Annotated in this window: 24 protein-coding genes; 23 read left to right on the forward strand and 1 reads right to left on the reverse strand. The window is 42.9% G+C overall.

What is annotated here, in order from left to right; translation table 11 throughout:
- Window positions 1-4: 4 nt before the first annotated feature.
- The 13 genes from FTV14_RS07225 to FTV14_RS07285 all read left to right on the forward strand — a co-directional run bounded on the left by FTV14_RS07225 (window position 5) and on the right by FTV14_RS07285 (window position 9,300).
- On the forward strand, window positions 5-1,489 hold the full coding sequence (locus FTV14_RS07225) for a DUF935 family protein (RefSeq protein WP_180053649.1): 1,485 nt from the start codon (window positions 5-7) through the stop codon (window positions 1,487-1,489).
- A 3-nt stretch (window positions 1,490-1,492) separates the two neighbouring features.
- Window positions 1,493-2,698, forward strand: coding sequence for a phage minor head protein (locus tag FTV14_RS07230; protein ID WP_180053650.1), 1,206 nt, complete (start codon window positions 1,493-1,495; stop codon window positions 2,696-2,698).
- Window positions 2,699-3,200: 502 nt separating this feature from the next.
- A complete protein-coding gene (locus tag FTV14_RS07235) occupies window positions 3,201-4,178 on the forward strand; it encodes a hypothetical protein (protein ID WP_005236583.1) in 978 nt (325 codons plus the stop codon).
- Window positions 4,175-4,561, forward strand: a complete 387-nt coding sequence (locus FTV14_RS07240) for a hypothetical protein (RefSeq protein WP_005236582.1) — start codon at window positions 4,175-4,177, stop codon at window positions 4,559-4,561. The genes FTV14_RS07235 and FTV14_RS07240 overlap by 4 nt, the downstream gene beginning before the upstream one ends.
- 3 nt (window positions 4,562-4,564) lie before the next feature.
- Entirely contained in the window at window positions 4,565-5,638 is a 1,074-nt protein-coding gene (locus tag FTV14_RS07245; protein ID WP_180053651.1) for a major capsid protein, read from the forward strand.
- 10 nt (window positions 5,639-5,648) lie between these two features.
- A complete protein-coding gene (locus tag FTV14_RS07250) occupies window positions 5,649-5,987 on the forward strand; it encodes a hypothetical protein (protein ID WP_180053652.1) in 339 nt (112 codons plus the stop codon).
- Window positions 5,988-5,994: 7 nt separating this feature from the next.
- Window positions 5,995-6,447: a gp436 family protein gene (locus FTV14_RS07255; RefSeq protein ID WP_034171153.1), complete on the forward strand. Its 453-nt coding sequence runs from the start codon at window positions 5,995-5,997 to the stop codon at window positions 6,445-6,447.
- Between the two features lie 7 nt (window positions 6,448-6,454).
- Window positions 6,455-6,952: a phage virion morphogenesis protein gene (locus FTV14_RS07260; RefSeq protein ID WP_180011240.1), complete on the forward strand. Its 498-nt coding sequence runs from the start codon at window positions 6,455-6,457 to the stop codon at window positions 6,950-6,952.
- Window positions 6,927-7,349: a hypothetical protein gene (locus FTV14_RS07265; protein ID WP_180011238.1), complete on the forward strand. Its 423-nt coding sequence runs from the start codon at window positions 6,927-6,929 to the stop codon at window positions 7,347-7,349. Before FTV14_RS07260 ends, FTV14_RS07265 begins: the two co-directional genes overlap by 26 nt.
- A 9-nt stretch (window positions 7,350-7,358) precedes the next feature.
- The gene (locus FTV14_RS07270; protein WP_162835337.1) at window positions 7,359-7,529 is read left to right on the forward strand and encodes a hypothetical protein; all 171 of its coding nucleotides are present in this window, start codon (window positions 7,359-7,361) and stop codon (window positions 7,527-7,529) included.
- On the forward strand, window positions 7,529-8,281 hold the full coding sequence (locus FTV14_RS07275) for a hypothetical protein (protein WP_180011236.1): 753 nt from the start codon (window positions 7,529-7,531) through the stop codon (window positions 8,279-8,281). Before FTV14_RS07270 ends, FTV14_RS07275 begins: the two co-directional genes overlap by 1 nt.
- A gap of 109 nt (window positions 8,282-8,390) precedes the next feature.
- Complete coding sequence (locus FTV14_RS07280) at window positions 8,391-8,567, forward strand: hypothetical protein (RefSeq protein WP_180011234.1); 177 nt, start codon at window positions 8,391-8,393, stop codon at window positions 8,565-8,567.
- A 394-nt stretch (window positions 8,568-8,961) separates the two neighbouring features.
- A complete protein-coding gene (locus FTV14_RS07285) occupies window positions 8,962-9,300 on the forward strand; it encodes a hypothetical protein (RefSeq protein ID WP_180011232.1) in 339 nt (112 codons plus the stop codon).
- Between the two features lie 30 nt (window positions 9,301-9,330).
- On the opposite strand, the gene FTV14_RS07290 is transcribed toward FTV14_RS07285, so the two are convergent.
- Window positions 9,331-9,501, reverse strand: coding sequence for a hypothetical protein (locus FTV14_RS07290; protein WP_005262212.1), 171 nt, complete (start codon window positions 9,499-9,501; stop codon window positions 9,331-9,333).
- 499 nt (window positions 9,502-10,000) lie between these two features.
- Here FTV14_RS07290 and FTV14_RS07295 point away from each other — a divergent pair, with 499 nt between their 5' ends.
- From FTV14_RS07295 to FTV14_RS07340, 10 genes are all read left to right on the forward strand, one after another.
- On the forward strand, window positions 10,001-10,561 hold the full coding sequence (locus tag FTV14_RS07295) for a hypothetical protein (protein WP_180011230.1): 561 nt from the start codon (window positions 10,001-10,003) through the stop codon (window positions 10,559-10,561).
- Window positions 10,562-10,613: 52 nt separating this feature from the next.
- On the forward strand, window positions 10,614-10,895 hold the full coding sequence (locus FTV14_RS07300; RefSeq protein ID WP_180011228.1) for a hypothetical protein: 282 nt from the start codon (window positions 10,614-10,616) through the stop codon (window positions 10,893-10,895).
- A gap of 12 nt (window positions 10,896-10,907) precedes the next feature.
- A complete protein-coding gene (locus tag FTV14_RS07305) occupies window positions 10,908-11,531 on the forward strand; it encodes a hypothetical protein (protein ID WP_180011226.1) in 624 nt (207 codons plus the stop codon).
- Between the two features lie 85 nt (window positions 11,532-11,616).
- Window positions 11,617-14,697: a tape measure protein gene (locus FTV14_RS07310; protein WP_180053653.1), complete on the forward strand. Its 3,081-nt coding sequence runs from the start codon at window positions 11,617-11,619 to the stop codon at window positions 14,695-14,697.
- A complete protein-coding gene (locus FTV14_RS07315) occupies window positions 14,694-15,113 on the forward strand; it encodes a hypothetical protein (protein WP_180053654.1) in 420 nt (139 codons plus the stop codon). Before FTV14_RS07310 ends, FTV14_RS07315 begins: the two co-directional genes overlap by 4 nt.
- Complete coding sequence (locus FTV14_RS07320; RefSeq protein ID WP_180053655.1) at window positions 15,103-17,070, forward strand: hypothetical protein; 1,968 nt, start codon at window positions 15,103-15,105, stop codon at window positions 17,068-17,070. The genes FTV14_RS07315 and FTV14_RS07320 overlap by 11 nt, the downstream gene beginning before the upstream one ends.
- A gap of 9 nt (window positions 17,071-17,079) precedes the next feature.
- On the forward strand, window positions 17,080-18,693 hold the full coding sequence (locus tag FTV14_RS07325) for a hypothetical protein (RefSeq protein ID WP_180053656.1): 1,614 nt from the start codon (window positions 17,080-17,082) through the stop codon (window positions 18,691-18,693).
- A gap of 51 nt (window positions 18,694-18,744) precedes the next feature.
- Window positions 18,745-20,010, forward strand: a complete 1,266-nt coding sequence (locus FTV14_RS07330) for a hypothetical protein (protein ID WP_180053657.1) — start codon at window positions 18,745-18,747, stop codon at window positions 20,008-20,010.
- Entirely contained in the window at window positions 20,007-20,318 is a 312-nt protein-coding gene (locus tag FTV14_RS07335; RefSeq protein WP_180053658.1) for a hypothetical protein, read from the forward strand. The genes FTV14_RS07330 and FTV14_RS07335 overlap by 4 nt, the downstream gene beginning before the upstream one ends.
- Window positions 20,315-20,701: a hypothetical protein gene (locus FTV14_RS07340; RefSeq protein WP_180053659.1), complete on the forward strand. Its 387-nt coding sequence runs from the start codon at window positions 20,315-20,317 to the stop codon at window positions 20,699-20,701. Before FTV14_RS07335 ends, FTV14_RS07340 begins: the two co-directional genes overlap by 4 nt.
- Window positions 20,702-20,716 lie beyond the last annotated feature (15 nt).

The raw sequence follows: 20,716 nt of genomic DNA on the forward strand, positions 1-20,716 counted from the left end.
AGTTATGTCTAAGAAAAGGAAAAAACCTGAGAATGCAAAACCTGAAGCTGGTGCACTGTATTCTCATGAAGCTGAACAGGCTTTAATCAGTTATCTGACCAAGATGCCAGACGGCGATGAAGTACTTCGAAAAGCCGGGGTCACACGTCCACGATTGAAAGTCATGATGTATGACGATGAGATTTATCAGGCTATTGAAAAACGCCAGGATAAACTTGAGAGCGCATCATGGCGTGTAGAGCCGATGGACCGACCGGAATCTAAAATCATTATGGAGCATTTAAGTGAGTGGTGGTCTGAGATTCTCTTGGGTGCGCAGAATGCTCGCTGGTACGGATATTCTGTATTAGAGGCAATCTATACCAAGCCTGAGGAACCGAGCCTACATATTGATGGCAATACCATTACGCCGTTTATTGGTTTTAAGTGGATTGGTGAAAAGCCAATGCAATGGTATGAGCCTAAGAATGATGGTCGTCTGATGCTGCTGGCTAACTACAATACAACTCGGCAGGATCAGGAGGTTGATCAGCGCTTCAAACACTTTTTGACACGTTGTAAATCTACTTATGAGAATCCATTAGGTGAGGCTCTTTTAAGTCGACTGTACTGGGTCTGGTTCTTCAAAACGTCTGGCTTTAAGTTCTGGGCCAAGTTCGTTGAAAAGTTTGGCTTACCAATGCTGGTTGGTAAAACTGCCGGCAAGACGACAGATATGCGTGATGCACTACTTAGAGCACATGCCAGTTCGGTAATTGCTTTAAGCGGTACAGATTCGGTAGAGATCCAGACAGCCAATACCAATGGCAACGCATCACAGACATTCGAAACTTTTGACAAGAACCTTGAGCGCCGTATTCAAAAGGTAATTCTGGGTCAGACTCTCACATCTGGTACCGATGGTTCTGGATCTCGTGCCTTAGGTGATGTTCATCTTGAGGTTCAAAACTCAAAGTACAAGGCCGATGTGCGAATGATCATGCCGACGATCCAAGCCATTATTAATGCGCTATGCGATATCAATGGCTGGGAACGACACCGGGTCATCATTGGTGAAGAGAAGTCACTGGAAGAACCTAAAGCGGATCGTGATGTGAAGTTAAAGAATGCCGGTGCAGTCTTAACGCCACAATACTTTAAGCGTGAATATGGTCTGGAAGATGGTGATGTGATTGAACAGCCTCAAACTGGCTTCAATCAATTCACTGCACTACCTCGCCAGGCATTCAACTTCAAGGCAACAGCAAACAAGCTTTCACCTGAACAGCAGGAAGTTGAAGAGCTCACAGATGGCCAAGATGAATTGCAGCTACTTAAGCCGGACCAAGTCAAGGAATTGATATTCAAGTCTGATAGTCCAGAAAGTCTGGCTTATAACCTGATGCAATTAATACCTGATGCAACTCAGACACAGTTCACAGCTAATCTGGATCAGGCTTTATATGCTGCAGATGTGTTGGGATATGTGACGGCTCAAAACGGGAAGTAAGCTATGCAACCAGTCACGTTTCTTGAGGCACTTCAGTACGCCCACAGTAAAAAGATCGTGCTGCCTGATGAGTTTTATTCAATGGACCTTAAGACCCGACAGATGGCAACCACGGTTAGCTTTCTATCGAGTCTTGAGCAGGTTGAAACCGTCATCAAGGCAGTGAATAAATCCATTGCCGACGGTGGTACCTTTAAGGATTTTCAGAAGCTAATTGAAGAATCTGAAATCATTCTGCCAAGGCACTACCTGGATAATGTATTTCGTACCAATATTCAAAGTGCTTATGGTCATGGCCGTTGGCAGCAACAGCAACGGAATAAGGTTAAACGACCTTACCTGATGTACTCGGCGATCAATGATAGTCGAGTGCGTCCAAGTCATTTGGCCTTGAATCGGATTGTATTGCCGATTGATCATCCATTCTGGCTGACACATTACCCGCCGTTGGGTTTTCGTTGTCGCTGTACTGTAGTTGCTCTGACTGAGAAGCAGGCATTGAAATACGGCATTACGCCAGATGATCAGTTGCCTGAGATAGCTGAAGCCTTAGATTGGAGTTCTCATCCATTGCAGTTTGGTGAACTTGAATTGCTGGTAGATAAAAAGATCAGCACTTCAAGTCTGGATAAAGAATATCTTCTCGAGCAGAAAGAGGTAATCAAGGCTGAATGGACGGCGAGTAAAAAACTCACAAGACTATTTGCTCCGATGGATGATAAGGCTCGGGATCTATTTGATACGGTGGCTAATACCGTGATTCCACTTGATCCAAGCATTCGCCCAAGTGCGATTCGCACCTTCTTGGACTATGTGCAGGGAAATGATGCCGTACTGACTGGCTATTTAAACTCTGCTACAGGCTCACTAGCTGATGATGTACTTAAGCGCTGGCTGAGTGCAGACATGGCAGCGATTCAAACTGTGGCAAGCAATACGGCTTCTACCGTAGTAGGTGCTGCAACTCTTAATCAAGTAGCGGCTTATCAGGTAGGGCAAACACTTCAATTGAATGCGCCGTTGCTGATGGCTGATACAGCTTCAGATATCGTGATTAAGATTGAGAATGCTAAAGGCTTGGGTGTTGATCTGGATATGTTGAATGCTGGTAACGGCGTTTTAATACCGATGGGATTGTCATTTGAGGTTGTTTCGATTGAAGCGGTTGAAGGGCAGATGGTTTATACGATCAGACCACTAGTTAATTAATCTTTTAATTAACTAATCTGCTATAGGACAATGTTTAAGCTACATTTTTTATACAACGAATGGAATATTTAAATATTGGATTAGGGGCAAAGTAGACTTATAAAATCTGTACAGCTTAGTCACTTGGTTGGGATATGGTTTGTTTTGCAATTGAGATCGAAATACCTGCAGATAAGTGCCCTAAAATAAGAGGCCGAAAGCGTTTAATAAGAGAAGGAAAGGCAAGGGTTCTTTTGTCAAATAATACTTCTACAAGGAGAGCGCTTACGGGATTTACAAGGTATGGGGTATCTAGCGGAAGGAATGCAATAGTCTTAACTCCATATGAGTTCAAAGATCGTGAGAACCAGATAACAAACTTTCTAAATAAGAGGTTTGATAGTGAATGGAAACTTAAGCTGATACCTATAAAGAATACTTGAACTATTTACCCACCTCGGTGGGTTTATTTGTAGCTATTTTACGCCGTCCGAAAGGGCGGTTTTTTTATGGAGCATGAGAAATGCCAAAAGAAGAGGAACATAAGCCGAATCAGTATTGCTTCCAGGTCGGTAACTTAAATGTCGATCAAGCTGAAGATGGCAAGAAGAAGCGGACTTTCTCCGGTGTTGCATACAGTGGTGAAGTTATTACCGATCATTGGTATTGGGATCGAATCATCTTTGATCTTGATTCTATGCAAATTAAAGGCCGAATCCCTGCGTTACTGGATCACTCAACCCGGCAACGTGCTGGAGCCATCAATAGCCACAGCATTGATCACCAGAACGGACTAACAGTTTCGGGCGATCTAATGAGTAATGAATTTGGTACTCAGGTAGCTCAGGACTCTGACGATGGCTTTCCGTGGCAGATGTCAGTGCGAATTGAACCCTCTGCAGTCGAAGAAATCCAAGCGGGTGCATCAGTCACTGTAAATGGAAAAGTGCATCAAGGGCCTATCACGGTTTTTCGTGGTGGTCGTATTCGTGAAGTGTCTTTCTGTGCTTTGGGTGCGGATGACAACACAAACGCAGTGGCAGCGAGTCACTCTCCAAAACAATTTAATCAACCAGAGGACACCGACGTGACCGAATTAGAACAGGCGCAAGCCAAAATCAGAGAATTGGAAGGTCAGGTCTCCACCTTGACTGAACAAAACAAACAGTTTGCAACAGATAAGCGTAATTCTGAAATTGACGCTTTGGCCAAAGCTCTAAACAAAGAGTTTAGCGCTGAAGAAAAAACAAAGTTTGCAGCCATGCCAGATGATGCATTTGAACTGATGGCAGGAACACTCAAACAGTTTGCAGCAGGCAGTCAACAAACACCAGCTGAACAACAACAGCAAACACAAACACCAAGTGTAAATCCGGCATTTACTCACTTGTTCACTCATCAAGCCAATCCGGGGCAAGGTGGTCAAGCTCCACAAGGCTCGGCTTTAGATCAGGCATTTAATCAGTTTGTAGCAGCACAGCAACAAGGAGCTAAATCATGAGCCAAGTCGTAACAGGAACTATTGAAAATAAACAGCTAGTGGTCGGTGACGGCGTACGTACAGAAAATGCCAAAGTAAAAACTGCTACAGCATATAAGCGCGGCGATTTACTTAACGTGAGTGCCGATAACGTTGCTGATCATCCTGTTGTCACTGAAGGTGTAGTAGGTGAATGGAATGCAATTGCTGTTTCAGATTTCACCGCAGCGCAATCTACTTACCATGCGGCTAATAATCTTGAAATGCCGATCTACGTGCAAGGCCCATTTGATATTGCAGTAGTTACAGTGAATGGAACACCTCTGACTACTGCTCAATATGATGCAGTACGTGCACAAGCATTAAAAAACAAAATCGAACTTCGTAAAGTTGTGGGGAACTAAGACATGAGTCAAACTTTTACATTTCAAAATGCACCAGTGGAATTACTGGATGTGCCACAGCTGGTATTACTGACTGATACCACTCAAAAGGTAGATACCTGGCTGATGGACCGCTTTTTCCCTCAGCGTGTTTCCTACGCTAAAAAAGAAGTTCCAGTAGGTGAGCTAAATACAGCGACTCCACTTGCGCCGTTTGTTACTCCGACTGCAGCTGGACGTCAGATTAAAGTAGGTGAATCTGGTAACGTGAAATTCGTTAAGCCAGCTTATCTGAAACCAATGATGACAGTCATGCCAAGTGAAGTGCAAAACACTGCTCTGATCGCACGCTTACGTCAGTTTGGTGTGATTGCGACTGGCTCAAATCGCTTGTCTGATGCAGATCTACTACTGATTGATCAGGCTCAAAAAGCATTGTATCTGCGTCAGTCTATCGAAAACCGAAAGCTATTAATTGCTCGTGATGTGCTTCTCTACGGTAAAACCACTTTTGCTTCTGCAGACTTCCCGATGTATGAAGTAGATTATGAACGTAATGCAGCATGTAACTTTACGCCGTTGATCAAATGGGGCCAAGCGGGTGCTACTCCAGTCAAAGATATTCAAGCGATGATTGATCTTTCTGTTGAGCATGCTGGTACATCACCAATCATGGCCTTAACTACGTCAAAAGTGTATAACACGCTGATTAAAGATCCTGAGTTTAAGGAAAAGTTCATTGCTCCATATGCGGGTGTGAGTGTTCCACTTACTCCAACCTTTGATCAATCTGATAAACCCCAATTCCGCGGTACCATCGATAACCTAGAAATCTGGACCTATGATGCTAAACACAGCATGAATGGAAGTGTTGAGCGTTTCATTCCAGAAGATTTCTTTGGGCTGGTTTCTGATGCTAATGGTTGGATTGCTCACTGTGCATTGCAAAACGTTGAAGCATTTGGCCAAGCTCTAGAATTCTATTTAAGCCAATGGCAGGAAAAGAACCCTTCAAGCATTCAATTATTAGCTGAATCATCTCCACTTGCTGTTCCTAATAACAAGAACGGTTTAGTCGGTGGACGTGGATTTGTATAAGGAGATCAAAATGCCAAAGTACATTGCAAAACAATCGATCGGACACTTCCGTCCAGGTCAGGAAATTGAGGGGCTTGAAGCTAAACAACTTCAGGTCCTTTTAGCGTCTGGGGCTATTGAAGAATATCAAGAGCCGGAAGAACCTAAGGCAGATGGTGCCGCTGCACGTTTAGCTGAACTTGAAAAAGCCAATGCTGAGCTGATGAAAGCCAACACTGATCTTGAAGTTGCGAAAGTGAAGGCTGAAAAAGAAGTTACCGAGCTAAAAGCAAAAGTGGCTGAACTTGAAAAGGCGAAGCCTGCTGCAAAACCTAAAGCAGACTCAAAACCTGCTGACGAAACCAAGTAGGTGATCTATGTATGCGACTGAAGCAGATTTGGTCGCACGATTTGGGGCTTCAATTGAGAACCTGAAATTGATGTATGAAGATGCAGCAAAAGGTTCTCAAGCAATTAATGATGCAATCCAGGATGCAATGGAGGAGATTAACGGTCATATCGGTGGTCGTTATCCTTTGCCGCTTCCCAATGTGCCGAGTAATTTAAAGCGTATGGCGTGTGATATTGCACGCTACCGCCTTCATTTTGAGCAGCCAACCGATGAGGTGCGAAAACGCTATGAAGATGCAATTGCATTCTTAAAGCGTGTGGCTGATAACAAAGCACATTTGCAGATTCAGTTACCTGAAACAAACCAGATCGTGGATGACCAACCTAAAGGACGACCTTCAACGGCGCCAGTCGGTACTTCATATACCGGTGGTGTATTTGGAGATTCTATCCTGGACCAGATGCCCAGCTTGAAGTGAGGTGCTTATGGCTTTTGCAATAACTATTCAGGCAGATAGTTCACCGATTGAAGCAATACTTAATCAATTAGGTAACTTTGAATCATTAAAGAACCAGCTGTTTGATGAGATTGGTGCTGGACTTGTAGATAGTGTGCAGCATCGATTCTTAACGGGTACTGATGTAGATGGGAACCCGTGGAAGATTTCATGGCGTGCACGTATGCAGGGTGGTGAAACGCTTCGAGATACTGGCCGCCTGATGAATTCCTACACACACAATGTTCTTTCAAATGGTGTGGAGGTGGGTACAGATGTTGCGTATGCACCCCATCTGCATTACGGCGCAACAATCCTACCCAAGAATGGCCAATACATTACATTCGCAGTTGGTGGCCAGTATCGAAAGGTTAAGCAATCCATTATTCCACCTCGGACTCAGCTTGGTATTGATGCTGAAGATGAAGTCATGGTTTTAGACATTGTCGGGAGTTTTATCGATGAGCACCTTCTTCGCGGTACGTGATGAGATCGCAAACAAGCTGAAGGAAATTCCAGAACTTCTAAAGATCTATACGCCGTTGAATTCAGTTATGGTCACCGAGATGTCACAAGTCACGCCATCTGCGCATGTCAATTTTGTCCGTATTGACAAGAAAGCCAGTGCAGGTCGTGGAAGTATCAATCAGATCGGTCAGCAATGGGCGGTCACGGTGGCATGTCGTAATGCTCAATCTCAGATGACTGATGGCCGAGCGGTGAGTGATGAAGCTGGGTTGTTAACCGAGAAGGTCATTCAATTACTTTCCGGCTGGCAGCCTCAGGCATCACGAACGTCACTAGAAATGATCTCGGTTCGAGATGGCTACAGTCCAGGCTTTGCATACATCACGATTATTTTTGAATCGCAAAAATTCATTTAGGAGCCAGTCATGGCAAAACAATACAAAGCATTGCAGCCTGTAGGCCGCTTTCAAAAAGGCGATGTGGTCGGTGGGCTGAGTGATGCACAAATCAAAAAATTACTGGCAGATGGTGTCATTCAGGAACTACCTGAACCTAAAGCTGCTCCAGCCAAAAAAACTACAGGGGATGAAAAGTAATGGCTAAAGAATATATTTCGCTGCAAGGTAAGTTTTACCTGTCAGAACTTGTGAATGGTGTTGCTAGTGCAATGCGCCATTTGGGCAACGTGCCAGACTTTGAGTTAGAAATTGGTGCTGATGTTGTTGAGCATAAAGAATCAACCTCTGGTCAGCGTACTACTGACTTCACCATGATCAACGCAACGTCAGTGAATTTCACGGGAACGCTGGAAGAAACTGATCCAGAAAACCTTCAATACATCCTGTCTGGTATGAATCACGCCGTAGCGACCACTACAGCGACAGATGTATCACTGGGTACTGTGGTGGCCGGTAAAGAAATCAAACTGGATGGTTATAACCTGAAAACGGTTTCATTCAAGGATTCAACCACTGGCACAGCTAAGACTGTTGATCCAGAGAATTACACACTGGATGCTGTATTTGGTACTGTGGTTTTCCATGATGTATCAGATCTGACCATGCCGATCTTAGCCACCTACACCACTGGTGCAGTGACTAATACCACTCTGGCATCCGACTTTGAAAAAGAGTATGAGCTTTTCTTCAAGGGCATCAATACCGCAAATGGTAAACACATGGCTGTACGTTTATGGCGTACCAAGAAGTCGCCAGAAACCACTTTCCCACTGATTCATGAAGAACTTGGTCAGTATGAAATCTCTGGTCAGGCTTTATCTGATGTAACGAAGCAAGCAGATCCGGCATTAGGCTTATATGGCCATGTTGTGACGATTCCGGCAGCGTAATAACCTCATGCAGGCACAAAGAACTCCACGGCGCTATGCGTCTTTTTTTGTGCCTGTACTTTTTATCAATGTTATAATTTAGGCAGAATTATAAGCATTGGTGAGAAGAATGAATAAACTAAATTTCGACAACATTGACCAGATACCCGTTGTACACGTAAGTGTGAAAAGTGCAGGTGACGAGACACTTATAAAATATGAATCAAATGATGAAAAGCTTCTTGAAGAAGTTGTAAGTAGTATTGATAAGAAAGTTTTTATTGTTGATGACCTTCTGCGCCACTGATAAAAGTACAAGTAGATAACCACTCTCCGGAGTGGTTTTTTAATACCTCATGTTTTGTAATATTTTGTTAGTTTAATTAGCGCTCAATAGGGCTATAAAAGATATTCAGTTCACGTTGAGAATAAAACTGCTATGACTAAAATAGAAATATTTGTCTCCATCCTAGCCGTAATAATTATTTCTACTTTTATTTATCTTGTATGTCAGTAAGTTAGTAAGCTAAGAACCGCCTTTAGGGCGGTTTTTTGATAAGTGGAAGTTCCACTTGGCTATATAGGGTCAATTTTAAAAAGACTTAAAATAGTAAAACATAACTTTACAAATCCACTCTCCCTAGGCTTTAGATAAGATTGAAAATTAATGTAAAGTGCTGCCCTTAATACATGGGGATATTATGAAAAATTTAAGCTTATTCTTTTTTATTGTGATTTTAGCTGGGTGTGGACACAAGGGATCTAACGGTCAGCATCTTGATTTAGAAACAAGCAAAAAGGAACAGCTTGAATTTGCAAAAGAAGCTACAAAAAAATTCATTCCCAACCCTGATTCGGCAAAGTTCCGCAATCAAATAGGAGAGTGTGGAGAGGTAAGCTATAAAGAAGCAGATAGTGATTATGTTCCCTTCCAGCGTTTTATTGTGCTTTCAAAGGATATAGTACTTGTAGAAAATCAGACGGATCAAAAGCAATTTGAGTTGTCATGGAAGAATGGTTGTACGCCAAGCTGGAAGTAATTAAAAAGCCCTTTAATTAAGGGCTTTCTTTTATTCACCAGATGATTCAGATTTTTGATCTTTTTCATTTCCATACTCTAAAGCAACCTGTTGTGCTTCAGCTGCGGCAGTGGCTTCTATTGGAATCGAGTCAGCTGCGATAGCCACGGTACCAGTAAATCCCATTAAAGCTAAGATTAGAATTTTCGAATACTTTTTCAATTGAATTTCCTCTACGTTTCTAAGACTTAATTTCAGTGTAGAGAATGATTTAAATCACGGATGTATCAGCTATGTCGGGATATGTAAGATACTCAGGTCTAAAGTTATAGGTTTCTAGGTTTGCGTAAGAATGCTTTTCGGTTGAAACTTTTTGTTGAGTTGCTTAACGAAATGTTTGAATGCTTCAGTAGGTAGTTACACTCTAAAGAAACTTCCCTAACTTCTAAATCTTTGTAACATCCAATAATTTTTTTGTAATCTTTATGTTATTAATTGTATGCTTTGCTTATCATATGAATGATGAAAAGTGGAGCTCCGAAAATGCTGACCAAAGCCGAAATCGTTGTTGTCGTTCTAATGATAGTAGCCTTAATTCTCATCGTTTATGAGATGGGGCAAGGTCGTAATTGGGCTTTATAGAATTCAGCCTTTATTAAAGTTAAAAGAAAAGCACCTCCGGGTGCTTTTTTAATGCCTAAAATTATCTCGAGACCCCATCATGAATGATTTTTTCTTAGCAACAAATCGCAGCATCCGGATTAATGATATCGAAGTCCGCCAGATCCAGATAAAAGACTTTGACACCTGGGCAATGCATGCTGAAGTATTGAAGAATTTCATCAAAGACCAAAATCATTCAGATGAAACTTTGACGGCGCTATTTAAAGCTCACGGCGTGCAAGTCATTTCGACTATTGGCTGTGTAACTGATCTGGATAATGAATCACTGGTAGAACTTGCCGCTGATGAACAGGTATTTAAGGACCTACTTAAAGCTGTGCTTCTGATTAACCAGGCTTATTTCAAATACGAAAAGCCAAAACGCGGCATTAAAAAGAAAGATGACTCTACTTGGTTTGATTCATTCCAGTTTCTGGTATCAATGGGCCATCAGCATAGTGAAATCATGGAAATGACCTACGGTGCATTCCAGGGCTATGTTAAGGCAGCAAATAAGCTGTATAAGCAGGGAGTCTTCAATAACGCTGTTGCAGCACGTGTTGCTCAATCCGACAAAAAAGGCTTTGAGTCGTTCAAGAAAGAAATGGTTTCTGATTGATCAAGTAGCACCCTAAAGTTATGATAGGAAAATAATAATTTAGGGGTGAAATGTGAAATATTTATTATTAGCTTTGTGTTTAGTGTCGGGGTTTGCTTTTGCTGAGAGAACAACTACCAGTATTCGTACTCCATCTGGTGACCTGGTAAAAATTGGTGATAGTCATCAATCTCTAAAAGACAAATTAGAAGTTAGAGGCCCAAAACACTATGTGCTTGATGATGGCAAGCTATATTGTGCAGCTACTGAGTATGTAAAAGAAGTGGATTTGCAGGAATACACCATCATTTTATGTCGCGACAGAATTGTAAAAATCTTATGGCGTAATATTTAAGAGGGATGCCCAATGAAATACTTAATCATTGGCCTTTTAGTTTTGGCATCCGGTATGTTTTATTTTATGCATCAAAGTAATAAAGCATCGGCTGAAAGATTAAAGCAGGCGGAGATTGCTCACCAGCAAAAATTAGAGCGGGAAAAGATTGATGCCATTAACGCTGAAAAGGCTGCTGAAACAAGAAGGATAGAGGCTGAAAAAGCTAAACTCTTAAAGGCTGAGGAAATTAAACTTATTTCTGAAAAAAGCGATAATGAGTTCAAACAACAACAGCAAGCTAAACAAAAAGAAATCCAGAATAAGAAAGACATGCTGGAAAAGTACATGAAAATTACTAACAACTGGACACGTGCAGATCTAATCGCTGGGTCTACAGCTAGAATATCACTTGGTAATCAAGTAACGGAATTAAGAAAGATAAGAGAAGAGCTTGTAGAAGAAGAGTTTTATTCATGCCTTGATCCAGCTAAAAAGGATCTTTTGGAGGCTATGGACTCAGCAATTTTTAATTATGTTTATTTTATGCAAAATGAGATAAGACTATGGGAAAAGCAGGCTAAGGAAAAGATTAATTACTATAATAAATTAGCATCTTCTCTTGAAACATATACTGCATGTAAACAGGCCATATAAGAAAAAGCACCCTAGGGTGCTTTTTTAATCCCCAACTCACACCCGCTTCGGCGGGTCTTTTATCGCCTAAAATTTAGAGGTCAGCATGTCTGGTAAAAACTTAACTTTTAAGCTGGTGATGGATGCTGACACAAAAGCATTTGTTTCTAATATGCATCAGTCAGAAAAAGCAGCAAAAGAAGCATTTGCAGCACTTAAAGAAGGCTCAGCCAGTGTTGTAGGTGATACCAGCAGTGCGACAAAAGAGGTAGACCAGCTTGGCAACCAATCCCAAGAAACCGCCCAACAAATAAAGCAGCTTGATAAAGAATTAGAGGCAACATCACAAGAATTACAGCAAACAGAGCAAGCATCTAAAGGTGTCTCGGGAGAGTTACAGGGCTTAAAAACCGGCTTTAATGCTCTAACCGGGGCTTTAGCTGCTCTTGGTATTGGCACCACGGCAATGGAAATTGCACAGACTGCCGATGAGTATAAAAACCTATCTGGTCGTCTATCAATAGCAATTGGAGAGCATGGCAATCTACAAAAAGCCATGAATGATGTTAAAAATGTTGCCATTAATACCAACTCCAATTTAACCGCAACTGGTGATCTATATTCTCGACTAACCAAGATCGGCCAAGAGATGAAATGGCCTCAAGAGCAGGCGTTAGCATTAACTGAAACAATTAACAAAGCCATTCAGGTGGGCGGTGGATCTGCCACATCCAATGAAGCAGCTATTACCCAGCTTAACCAAGCACTAGGTTCAGGTGTACTTCGTGGTGATGAATTCAATTCAATCATGGAGCAGTCGCCACGATTAGCTCAAGCACTGGCTGATGGGCTTGATGTAACTACCGGTAAATTGCGCGAAATGGCTGGTGAGGGGAAGCTTACAACTGATGTGGTAACGAACGCTTTGTTGAGCCAAAGTGAAGCAATTAGTGCTGAATTCGCTAAATTCCCCACAACAATCGGTGCATCAATTGAAAACTTAAAAACAGCTTGGACTATCTACATTGGTGAGGCTGATGCAGCAACTGGAGCAAGTGCAAAAGTTGCTGAGGCTATTAAATTTGTAGCCGAGAACCTAGATACGATTGTTTCTACATTGATGTTGGTTGGACAGGCATTTGTTGCTTACAAAGCTTTAAACATCGGCCTGATGTTCTTGGATAAAGCGAATAGCGTTAAGGCTGCATCATTAGCCATTACTCAAGAAACAACTTCGGTTGTAGCCAATACACAAGCACAAATAGCTAACGCTAACGCAACTAGAGCCACAGCAGTGGCTAAAGGGCAGTTAGCAACATCAACAGCCACAGCGACCGCTTCTGCCGGTACAAGCTTGATGGGCTTGGTAGGTCGTCTAGGCACATTGGGTATTGCCATTACCTCTCTTGGTGTGATGGGTGCGGCAACAGTTGGTATGCTTACCCCGCTTGGCGAGTGGATGGGGGAAGCAGCTGCTAAAGCCATGGGTTATGGTGAGGCTATTGAGAAACTTGAGAAGCAACAGCTTCTTGAGACAGCACAAGCCAAAGTTGCAGCTGAAATTAAGGCAGAGCAGGCAGCTGCCGCAGAGAAAGCGCGTGATAAGACCTATCAACTCACAGAAGAGTCAAAAAAACTAATCACTGAATTTGATGAGTTAATCAAAAAGGGGGAGCCAACTAAAGAGGCATTGGAAAAAATTTCCAATGCTATGAAGTTTGACTCAACTAAAGGTATTAATGACTCTATTACAGCCCTGATCGCATTGAAGGATCAGGGTAAAATTACAGCTGATGAGTTGCAGGTAAGTTTAGGAAAAGCACTGGATGGCAAAGACCTGCTTGTGTTTGAAACCAATGCACGTGCAGCCTTTGCTGGAACTTCAAAAGAAGCGGAAAAGAATGCTCAAATTACTGAAGCTGTAATGAAGGCAGCCTTGGAGCGAACAGGCTTAAGCACAGAGCAGCTACAAGGTAAATTTTCACTTGCTTTTCAGGCCGCGTCTAATGATGTGCAAATCATCCTGAATAACCTTGATTTATATAAGCAAAAGGGTATCGATACTGGTTTAGCTTTAGCATCCAATCTTAATAAGGCTATTGATACAGCCCAGACCCGTGCTGAACTTGATTATGCAAAAAGCTCATTAATTGCACTTGAAAAACAAGGTTTGATCACCGGCGATCAAGTGGCTCTTGGCTTAAGCAAAATTGAACAGAAAGCTAGTCAATTGCCAGCTGCATTAAATCCAGTGCTGGCTGCCTTCGCTGCTCTAGGGCTTAAAACTAAAGACCAACTTAATGATGCTGCCATTAGTGCTCAGCGAAACTTTGATGTTGTAAGTAAAAGCGGACAAGCCACTGCTGATGCTATCAAGCAGGCTTATACACAAATGTTGAATGCTGCGCTTGCTACGGGTGACAAGGCTCAGATTGCATTAGTGCAAGCAAGAGCAGCAAGTCATGGCTTGCAAGTAGAAATTAGCGAAAATGGCAAGGCCACAGTCAAAGCAATGGACGACTGGGAAAAGGCCAATCACCGTGTTAAAGACTCTGCACGTGGTATTGGTGATGGTTACCGCCATGCAGGGCAAATTGCACGTGAAGAAGCCAAATCTTCTACCGAAGCCTGGGCAGATGCAGTTTCTAAAGCCAAGAGTGATTTCAATAAGGAAATGAAGCGTCAAGGCGAAGCATTGAGTAAAGGAATCTACGAATATGATTCTTACACCAAGTCTGATGTGATTTCACAGCTGAAAAGCAAAGGCTATGACGATAAAGAGGCTGAAAAATTGGCTTCTACCATCTGGTCCAAGGCTATGGCCGCTGATCGTGATGCTAAAGCTGAAGGTCTTGGAAAGGAAAGCAGCGTGGCAATGAAAGCATTGATCAATGCTGAATTTGATCGAGCTGCAGCCAATGGAATAACCACTCAGCACGGAACCAACAAGATCAATGAATTGCTTCGCAGTATCAATGTGGCTTCAACTGGTTCCAGTAGTTTGAGTGACTATGCGCCGTCAATTCCTTCTGTGTCATCAAATGCTGCTACACAAAGCATTAAGGAAAGTGTGAATTACAACATTCAATTCGGAGGTCAAACCCTATCCCTTACAGGTGATGCAAGCCAAAAGGATGTAATGACCAATCTGGTAAATCAATTAAAAGGTATAGCGAAATCAACATGAAACTTATTCGCTTAGCAACATCAGAAACCGTCCCATTAGAGGACGGTTTTTTATGGTCTGATGAATTCTCCTGGAAGCCCATCGAACAGACTCAGGCTTATGCAATGGATGGCACTTTGCATATTCAGGAAGGCAAAAAGAAGTCGGGCCGACCAATCACCTTGCAGCCAGCAGATCAGGAAATGGGCTGGGTCAAGCTGCGTGAACTGCGGACTGTTTTGGAATGGTCAAAACTGCAGGAAGAGAGTTTCAAACTGAAGTTTGAACAGCCTCATGACAATCGAGAATTCATAGTCAAATTTAACCACCAGGATGGGGCTTTAGAGGCTGCACCGGTGAAAGGGATTCCAGCGGTATCACTGGATGATTATTACAACGTGACCTTGCGCTTTACGGAGTTAGACAATGGCGATTGAAACCAAAGATTTAGTAATCTACAAGTCTGAACGCTTGACCGATAACTCGGATGGCGGTGGTAAATATTCTGGCGTAGTAGTTCAGGATGGTATCAGCAATAACCTGTTCAATGACGTATCGGAAATGGATCGAACCATGGGTGATGTATCCATGCGGAAAGTTTTCCCTGCTGTCACCACTGAAGACACTGATCTATTAATGGGTGCAACGGTTTTTGTATCTGAGCTACCAGAAGATCCAAACGTATCAGCATTGCTTTTCAGTACCAAAAACTGGACTGATGAACGCCAGTCTGCCCAGAACCGGTTGGAAAACTATCTAGCCAAAGGCGGTCAGATCGCCGGAACACCACTAGATACCCACTGGAAAGGTATGTCATCACTACAGGTGGCTATGTTCCCGCAAGAGGTTGAATCTTCGGTAGGCGATACGATTGTCCTGATCAGTGATGAAGGTAAGGCTTTGGAGCGTGAGCAGTATGTGCGAATTACCAAAGTTGAAACTCGCACTGCCATTATGGTAGTGGATGGCAAAAACGTGGAATACAAGATTGCTACTTACTCACTCAATGATGCTTTGGAAATTGATTTTGTTGGTTTGTCTGCTCGGCAGTGGTATCAGGGTAACGCAGTATCCAAAACCATCATCCGCGATACGATTGTTGCAGATACTGGGCTGTATTACTCATCGACAGCACTGGCATCTGATGCAAACGTGGGTGGATTTACGGTAAATGCTAAAAGCATCTTTGCCCAGCTGATTCCCTCCGCTCAGACAGAGACCCCAATTATTGATGTCAACGCTGCAGGTGAGAGTGTGGTGCTGGTTGCAGGTAATGAAGGCACCATTACAGCCAGTTATCCAAACATGGTAATTGGTGTCAGTCAGAACCTATATATCGGCTCAGCTGTGATTCCTTCCAGTATTTCTTTCACGATGCAAGGTCAGCAGATTACCGATCAGGGTGGTTTACTCAAGAATACGCAAGGCACTCAGATAGGCACAGTTGATTATCAGCGTGGACTAATTCAGTGGACAGCAGCCGCTCCAAGTGGAACCATGAGTCTGAATATTACATTTAAACCTGCAGTAGCACCAAACCAGTATTACCAAAGCCATGCGATACCAGTAACCCAGAATAATCAGGGTAGCAATTGGTCGGGAGTTTTAATTCCAATTCCGGCACCAGGCGCTTTGTCGATCTCGTATATGTCGCAAGGCAAGTTCTATGAACTTAAAGATGATGGATCAGGCCAACTCAAAGCAGCCAGCCCATCCTTTGGTTCTGGCATGATCAATTATGAAACCGGCTCCTGGTTATTAACGACTGGTGCACTACCAGATGTAGACACACCGATCCTGCTGAACTGGGGTACACCGATTGTCACCTTCGTAAGATCAAATTTAACCGTGGAAAAAGCTGCATTTGATTTTGATTTAGGTCGACCAGGTGTTTTGCCGGGTATCACGATTAACTGGGCCCTAGAAGGTGAAGAGAAAACAGCAACCTCCAATACCCAGGGCAAATTTACCGGTGATGCCACCGGTGAAATTAATTATGCCACCGGGATTGGCAAGATCATTCCGAATAAGTTGCCACAGAAAGGCACAGTCTTTTCAGTGATCTATAACTACGGCACTTCACTTGAGCAGACTAAGATGGATGTTACTCCTGTAAATCAAAAGCTGACCTTTACCATTGGTACGGGATCTGCAATTCAGCCAAATAGCGTGGAATTAAGAATTCCGGTTAAAAGTAGTGATGGTATGGTGGCTGGCTTTGTGACACTGATTGACACACCTGTAAATGCAACGATTGGCAATCTTGTTAATGAGCGTGGTCAAGTACAAGGTTCAATTACATACGCTACCGGCACAGTTGAAGTTACACCTCAGGGCGTGGGTCATCGTTTCAAATCCACGTTTACACCTATGGCCACTTATGCCGCAGCATAGAGAGGAAATATGTCTTTTTATTCTCCACAAACATCCAGTATTTCTGGTGAACAGGTTGAACTGAAAGCTTTTGGTGCTGTAGATGTTCAGATTAAATATCGTGATACATCAGGATCGAACTCGGCAACCCATATGGTGACGGCCAATAAGCTCAAACTGGATTTATCTTCTGGCTTTGATGAGCAGATTTTGACAGGTTCAGCTCGCTTCAAAGTAGGTGCTGATACTTTCCTGGATCGTACTGGCTTGCTGTATCGCAATGTGAATCCAGCCAATAATAGCGGGATTCAGTCGGGTGTTATTCAATACGGTACCGGGATCGTTGAAATCGATTCCTGGACACCGAATACAGATAACACGATTACCCTGGAATCCTTAACTACCACAACCGACTTGTTGCCAGTCAATAAGATCAGCTTTAGAACGCCGATCATGCCGATCCGGCCACAATCCTTAACTGTGGTTGTGGGTACCACTGAATTTGGTCAGCTGACATTAACCGCTGATGAAAATGGCGTGATTGAAACCAGTCGGGCGCATGGGCAGGTGAACTGGGATAATGGCTTTGTGACGATCTACTTCTACACCAAAACCAAAATCACAGAAGCCAACCGTGCGGAGATTGAGGCAAGCGACTGGTATGACCCGCTGCTAGAATACCAAGAAGGAGTGGATACCTATATCAATGTTCCGGTCTGGGTGGATGCTTCATCTGTGCGTTATAACGCGGTGGCTTATACCTATATCCCGCTAGATTCAGAGATCTTAGGTTTATCTGCCACACGTTTGCCGATTGATGGCCGGGTGCCGATCTTCCGCGTTGGTGGGATCGGGATTGTCAGCTCAAGCAAGGTGCAAGAGCTACCCAGTGCAATTGCAGGTACTACATACGATCTGAATGATCAGCGCATTTCGTGGGCTGAACTTGAAGATGCCAATGGAACCAAAGTAGCTTTCGATTTGTACACGGTCGATTATGATTATGGTCGTGTGACATTGGGTGGTGACTTTGTACTGGGTAATCTGGTAGCTCCACTGTCAGTGAAATACCGCTATCAGGACATGGGATTGATCCGAGATGTGCAAATTAATGGGCAGCTGACATTCACCAAGCCTTTAACTCATAACTATGATGCTGTTGACACCATTGTTGGATCAGCTTTGGTGATTGGTGATATGCAGGCACGTTATACACGGAAGTTTGTACAAGGGTCTTGGAGTAATGCTTGGGCAGATGAGCCAAGCTCAAGTATTTTAGCCAACTACAATGATTCACTTTATCCATTCCAAGTGACGAATAAAGGCGCGATTCAGGAACGCTGGGCATTGATCTTCACTGACGCTCAGTCATTTCGCTGTATCGGTGAATATTCTGGCCAGATTGGAACAGGTACTACCAACGCAGATTACACACCGATCAACCCGGTCACTGGTGTTCCATACTTTATTATCAGAAAGGAAGGCTGGGGGGCAGGCTGGGCCAATGGTAACGTCTTGCGATTTAATACGGTGGCCGCAAACTTCCCGGTTTGGGTGATTCGCACTGTAAAACAATCCGAGCCAACTGTAATTTCGGATCAGTTCCAGATCATGCTACGTGGTGACATTGACCGCGTGGTTTAAAAGTTAAATCAAATATGGCCGCCTATGCGGTCTTTTTTATGAGTGAATAAAATGGCGACAGATGTAGATGTTCAATACTTTAGCCACTTAAATGGCTTAACTCTAGGAAACAACTGGGGTGATTTGATTCGCTTGCTTGATAAAGCATTGGTGACAGGCATTGATTTTACGCAAATCACTGCAGCATCAATTGATGCTCAAGGTGATGTGCATATCACATTATATGCAGCGCATAATGCAATGTTATTTCAGGTGGTTGAATTGTCAGGGTTTACACCAAGCTCACTTAATCAAAAATATCGAATCAAAGGCGTGCCAAATACAACACAGCTGATTTTAAAACCTCAAAATGCGATTGCCGGAACAACTATCACAACACGTGGTACAGGCAGGCTTGCACCACTCGGATATGAGATTATTTTTCGTGATGCGAACGATGTAAAGCGTGTATATCGTGCAAAAAATCCAAGTGCACAGCACCCTTTTATTCGAGTTGATGAAAGTCTTGCAAGCGACACAGGCTCATATAATTCAAATTACGCAAAATATGCGATGGTTGGCTTGCTCGAAAATATGGAGCACATAGATGATTATGAAAATCCTGATGTGCTGCAATTGCCGTTCGATCCTGCTAACCCTGCTAAAAATTGGAAAATTACAGGTACAGGGGCGAGTGTTGTTAGGGGGTGGTCAATATGGGTATATGCTAAAGCTGGGACGGGATCAAACTCAACAACAGACTCAGCAACACCACAAAATGGCAACAGGGCGTTTAGCTTAGTGGGAGATTGCGATGCATTTTATCTATTAAACCAGCCGGGCTATGAGTTTATATCTGTTAAATGCTTGAGAGGTTGTGGATTGTTCAACTCAACTGGTGCAGATGCGCATCTACCACCGTGGTTTTTATTTTCACACTACAAGCCTGTGAGTGCAGGAACATCTTATTCACTAATAAGTAGTGAAACTGCCGCACCTCTACAGATCTCAGCGAGTGTCGGGGCGTCGTATTGCTTAAAAGCACATCCAGCAACAAGCAAAGGAGTTGTTGAGACAAGGCCAATCATGCCTGATTTTGAATCCGGCAGAACAGGGCTTTATACTAATTCTAGTGTTGCAGCACTAGAAATACCATTTGCTGATACTGATAAGTTATTAAGAGGTAGCTATAAACATGTGTGCTATTCAGGGAATACCACAGCAAGCATAAACACAACGCCAATTTTATCAGAGTCATCTATGTATATTAGTGATAGCGCTTGTGCATCGAGCGGAGCTGTAGGCGGATTTTACTTTTACTTAGGGGAATTTAAATGAGAGTTGCTAGCCGAAAAAGTAGAAGTTATGCGATGTGGATTAGTGGTGATTATTATCTAAATTTTGGAATAAAAAAAACGGTTGCAGAAATTAAGGGTTCAATCAAAAAACTTGGTAATGCATATCAAAATGCAAATATCGTGCTTTATAGCAAAGCAAACTTACAACCGATTGCGGTGCGTAAACCCGATGAAAATGGCAATTATCAGTTTTTAGGATTAAATACAGACTTAAAAACGTTCGTTGTAGCATTTGATAAAAACCAACAATTCAACGCCGTCATTCAAGATAACGTGGTGCCCAAATGAGTAAAACATCTATCAAAGCAAAACTTGCAATGATGCAAGAGTTTGCAAAATTTATGGATAACGGTAGCCAAAGTTCTACCGTTATTTTTTATGAGGGTACTCAACCAACCTCACCGGCTGTTGCTGCCGATCATACGAAGGCTCTGGTCACGCTCACTTTGCCTGAGCCTTGCATTAAAGATGTGACTACCAGTTATGTTGAATTGCACCCCTCCGATACAGCAACTGTGACTAAAACAGGCACTGCAACATGGGCACGGATTTTTAACGGAGCAGGTGAAGTGGCAGCGGATCTAACAGTGGGAACTGATATTACACTCGCAAATACCAATTTGGTTGTGGGTGGCACACTTAACATTCAATCAATCAAACTTCGGCCTTAATTTAATTCAATAGGG

The sequence above is a fragment of the Acinetobacter sp. YH12236 genome (assembly GCF_013417645.1).
Lineage (GTDB): Bacteria > Pseudomonadota > Gammaproteobacteria > Pseudomonadales > Moraxellaceae > Acinetobacter.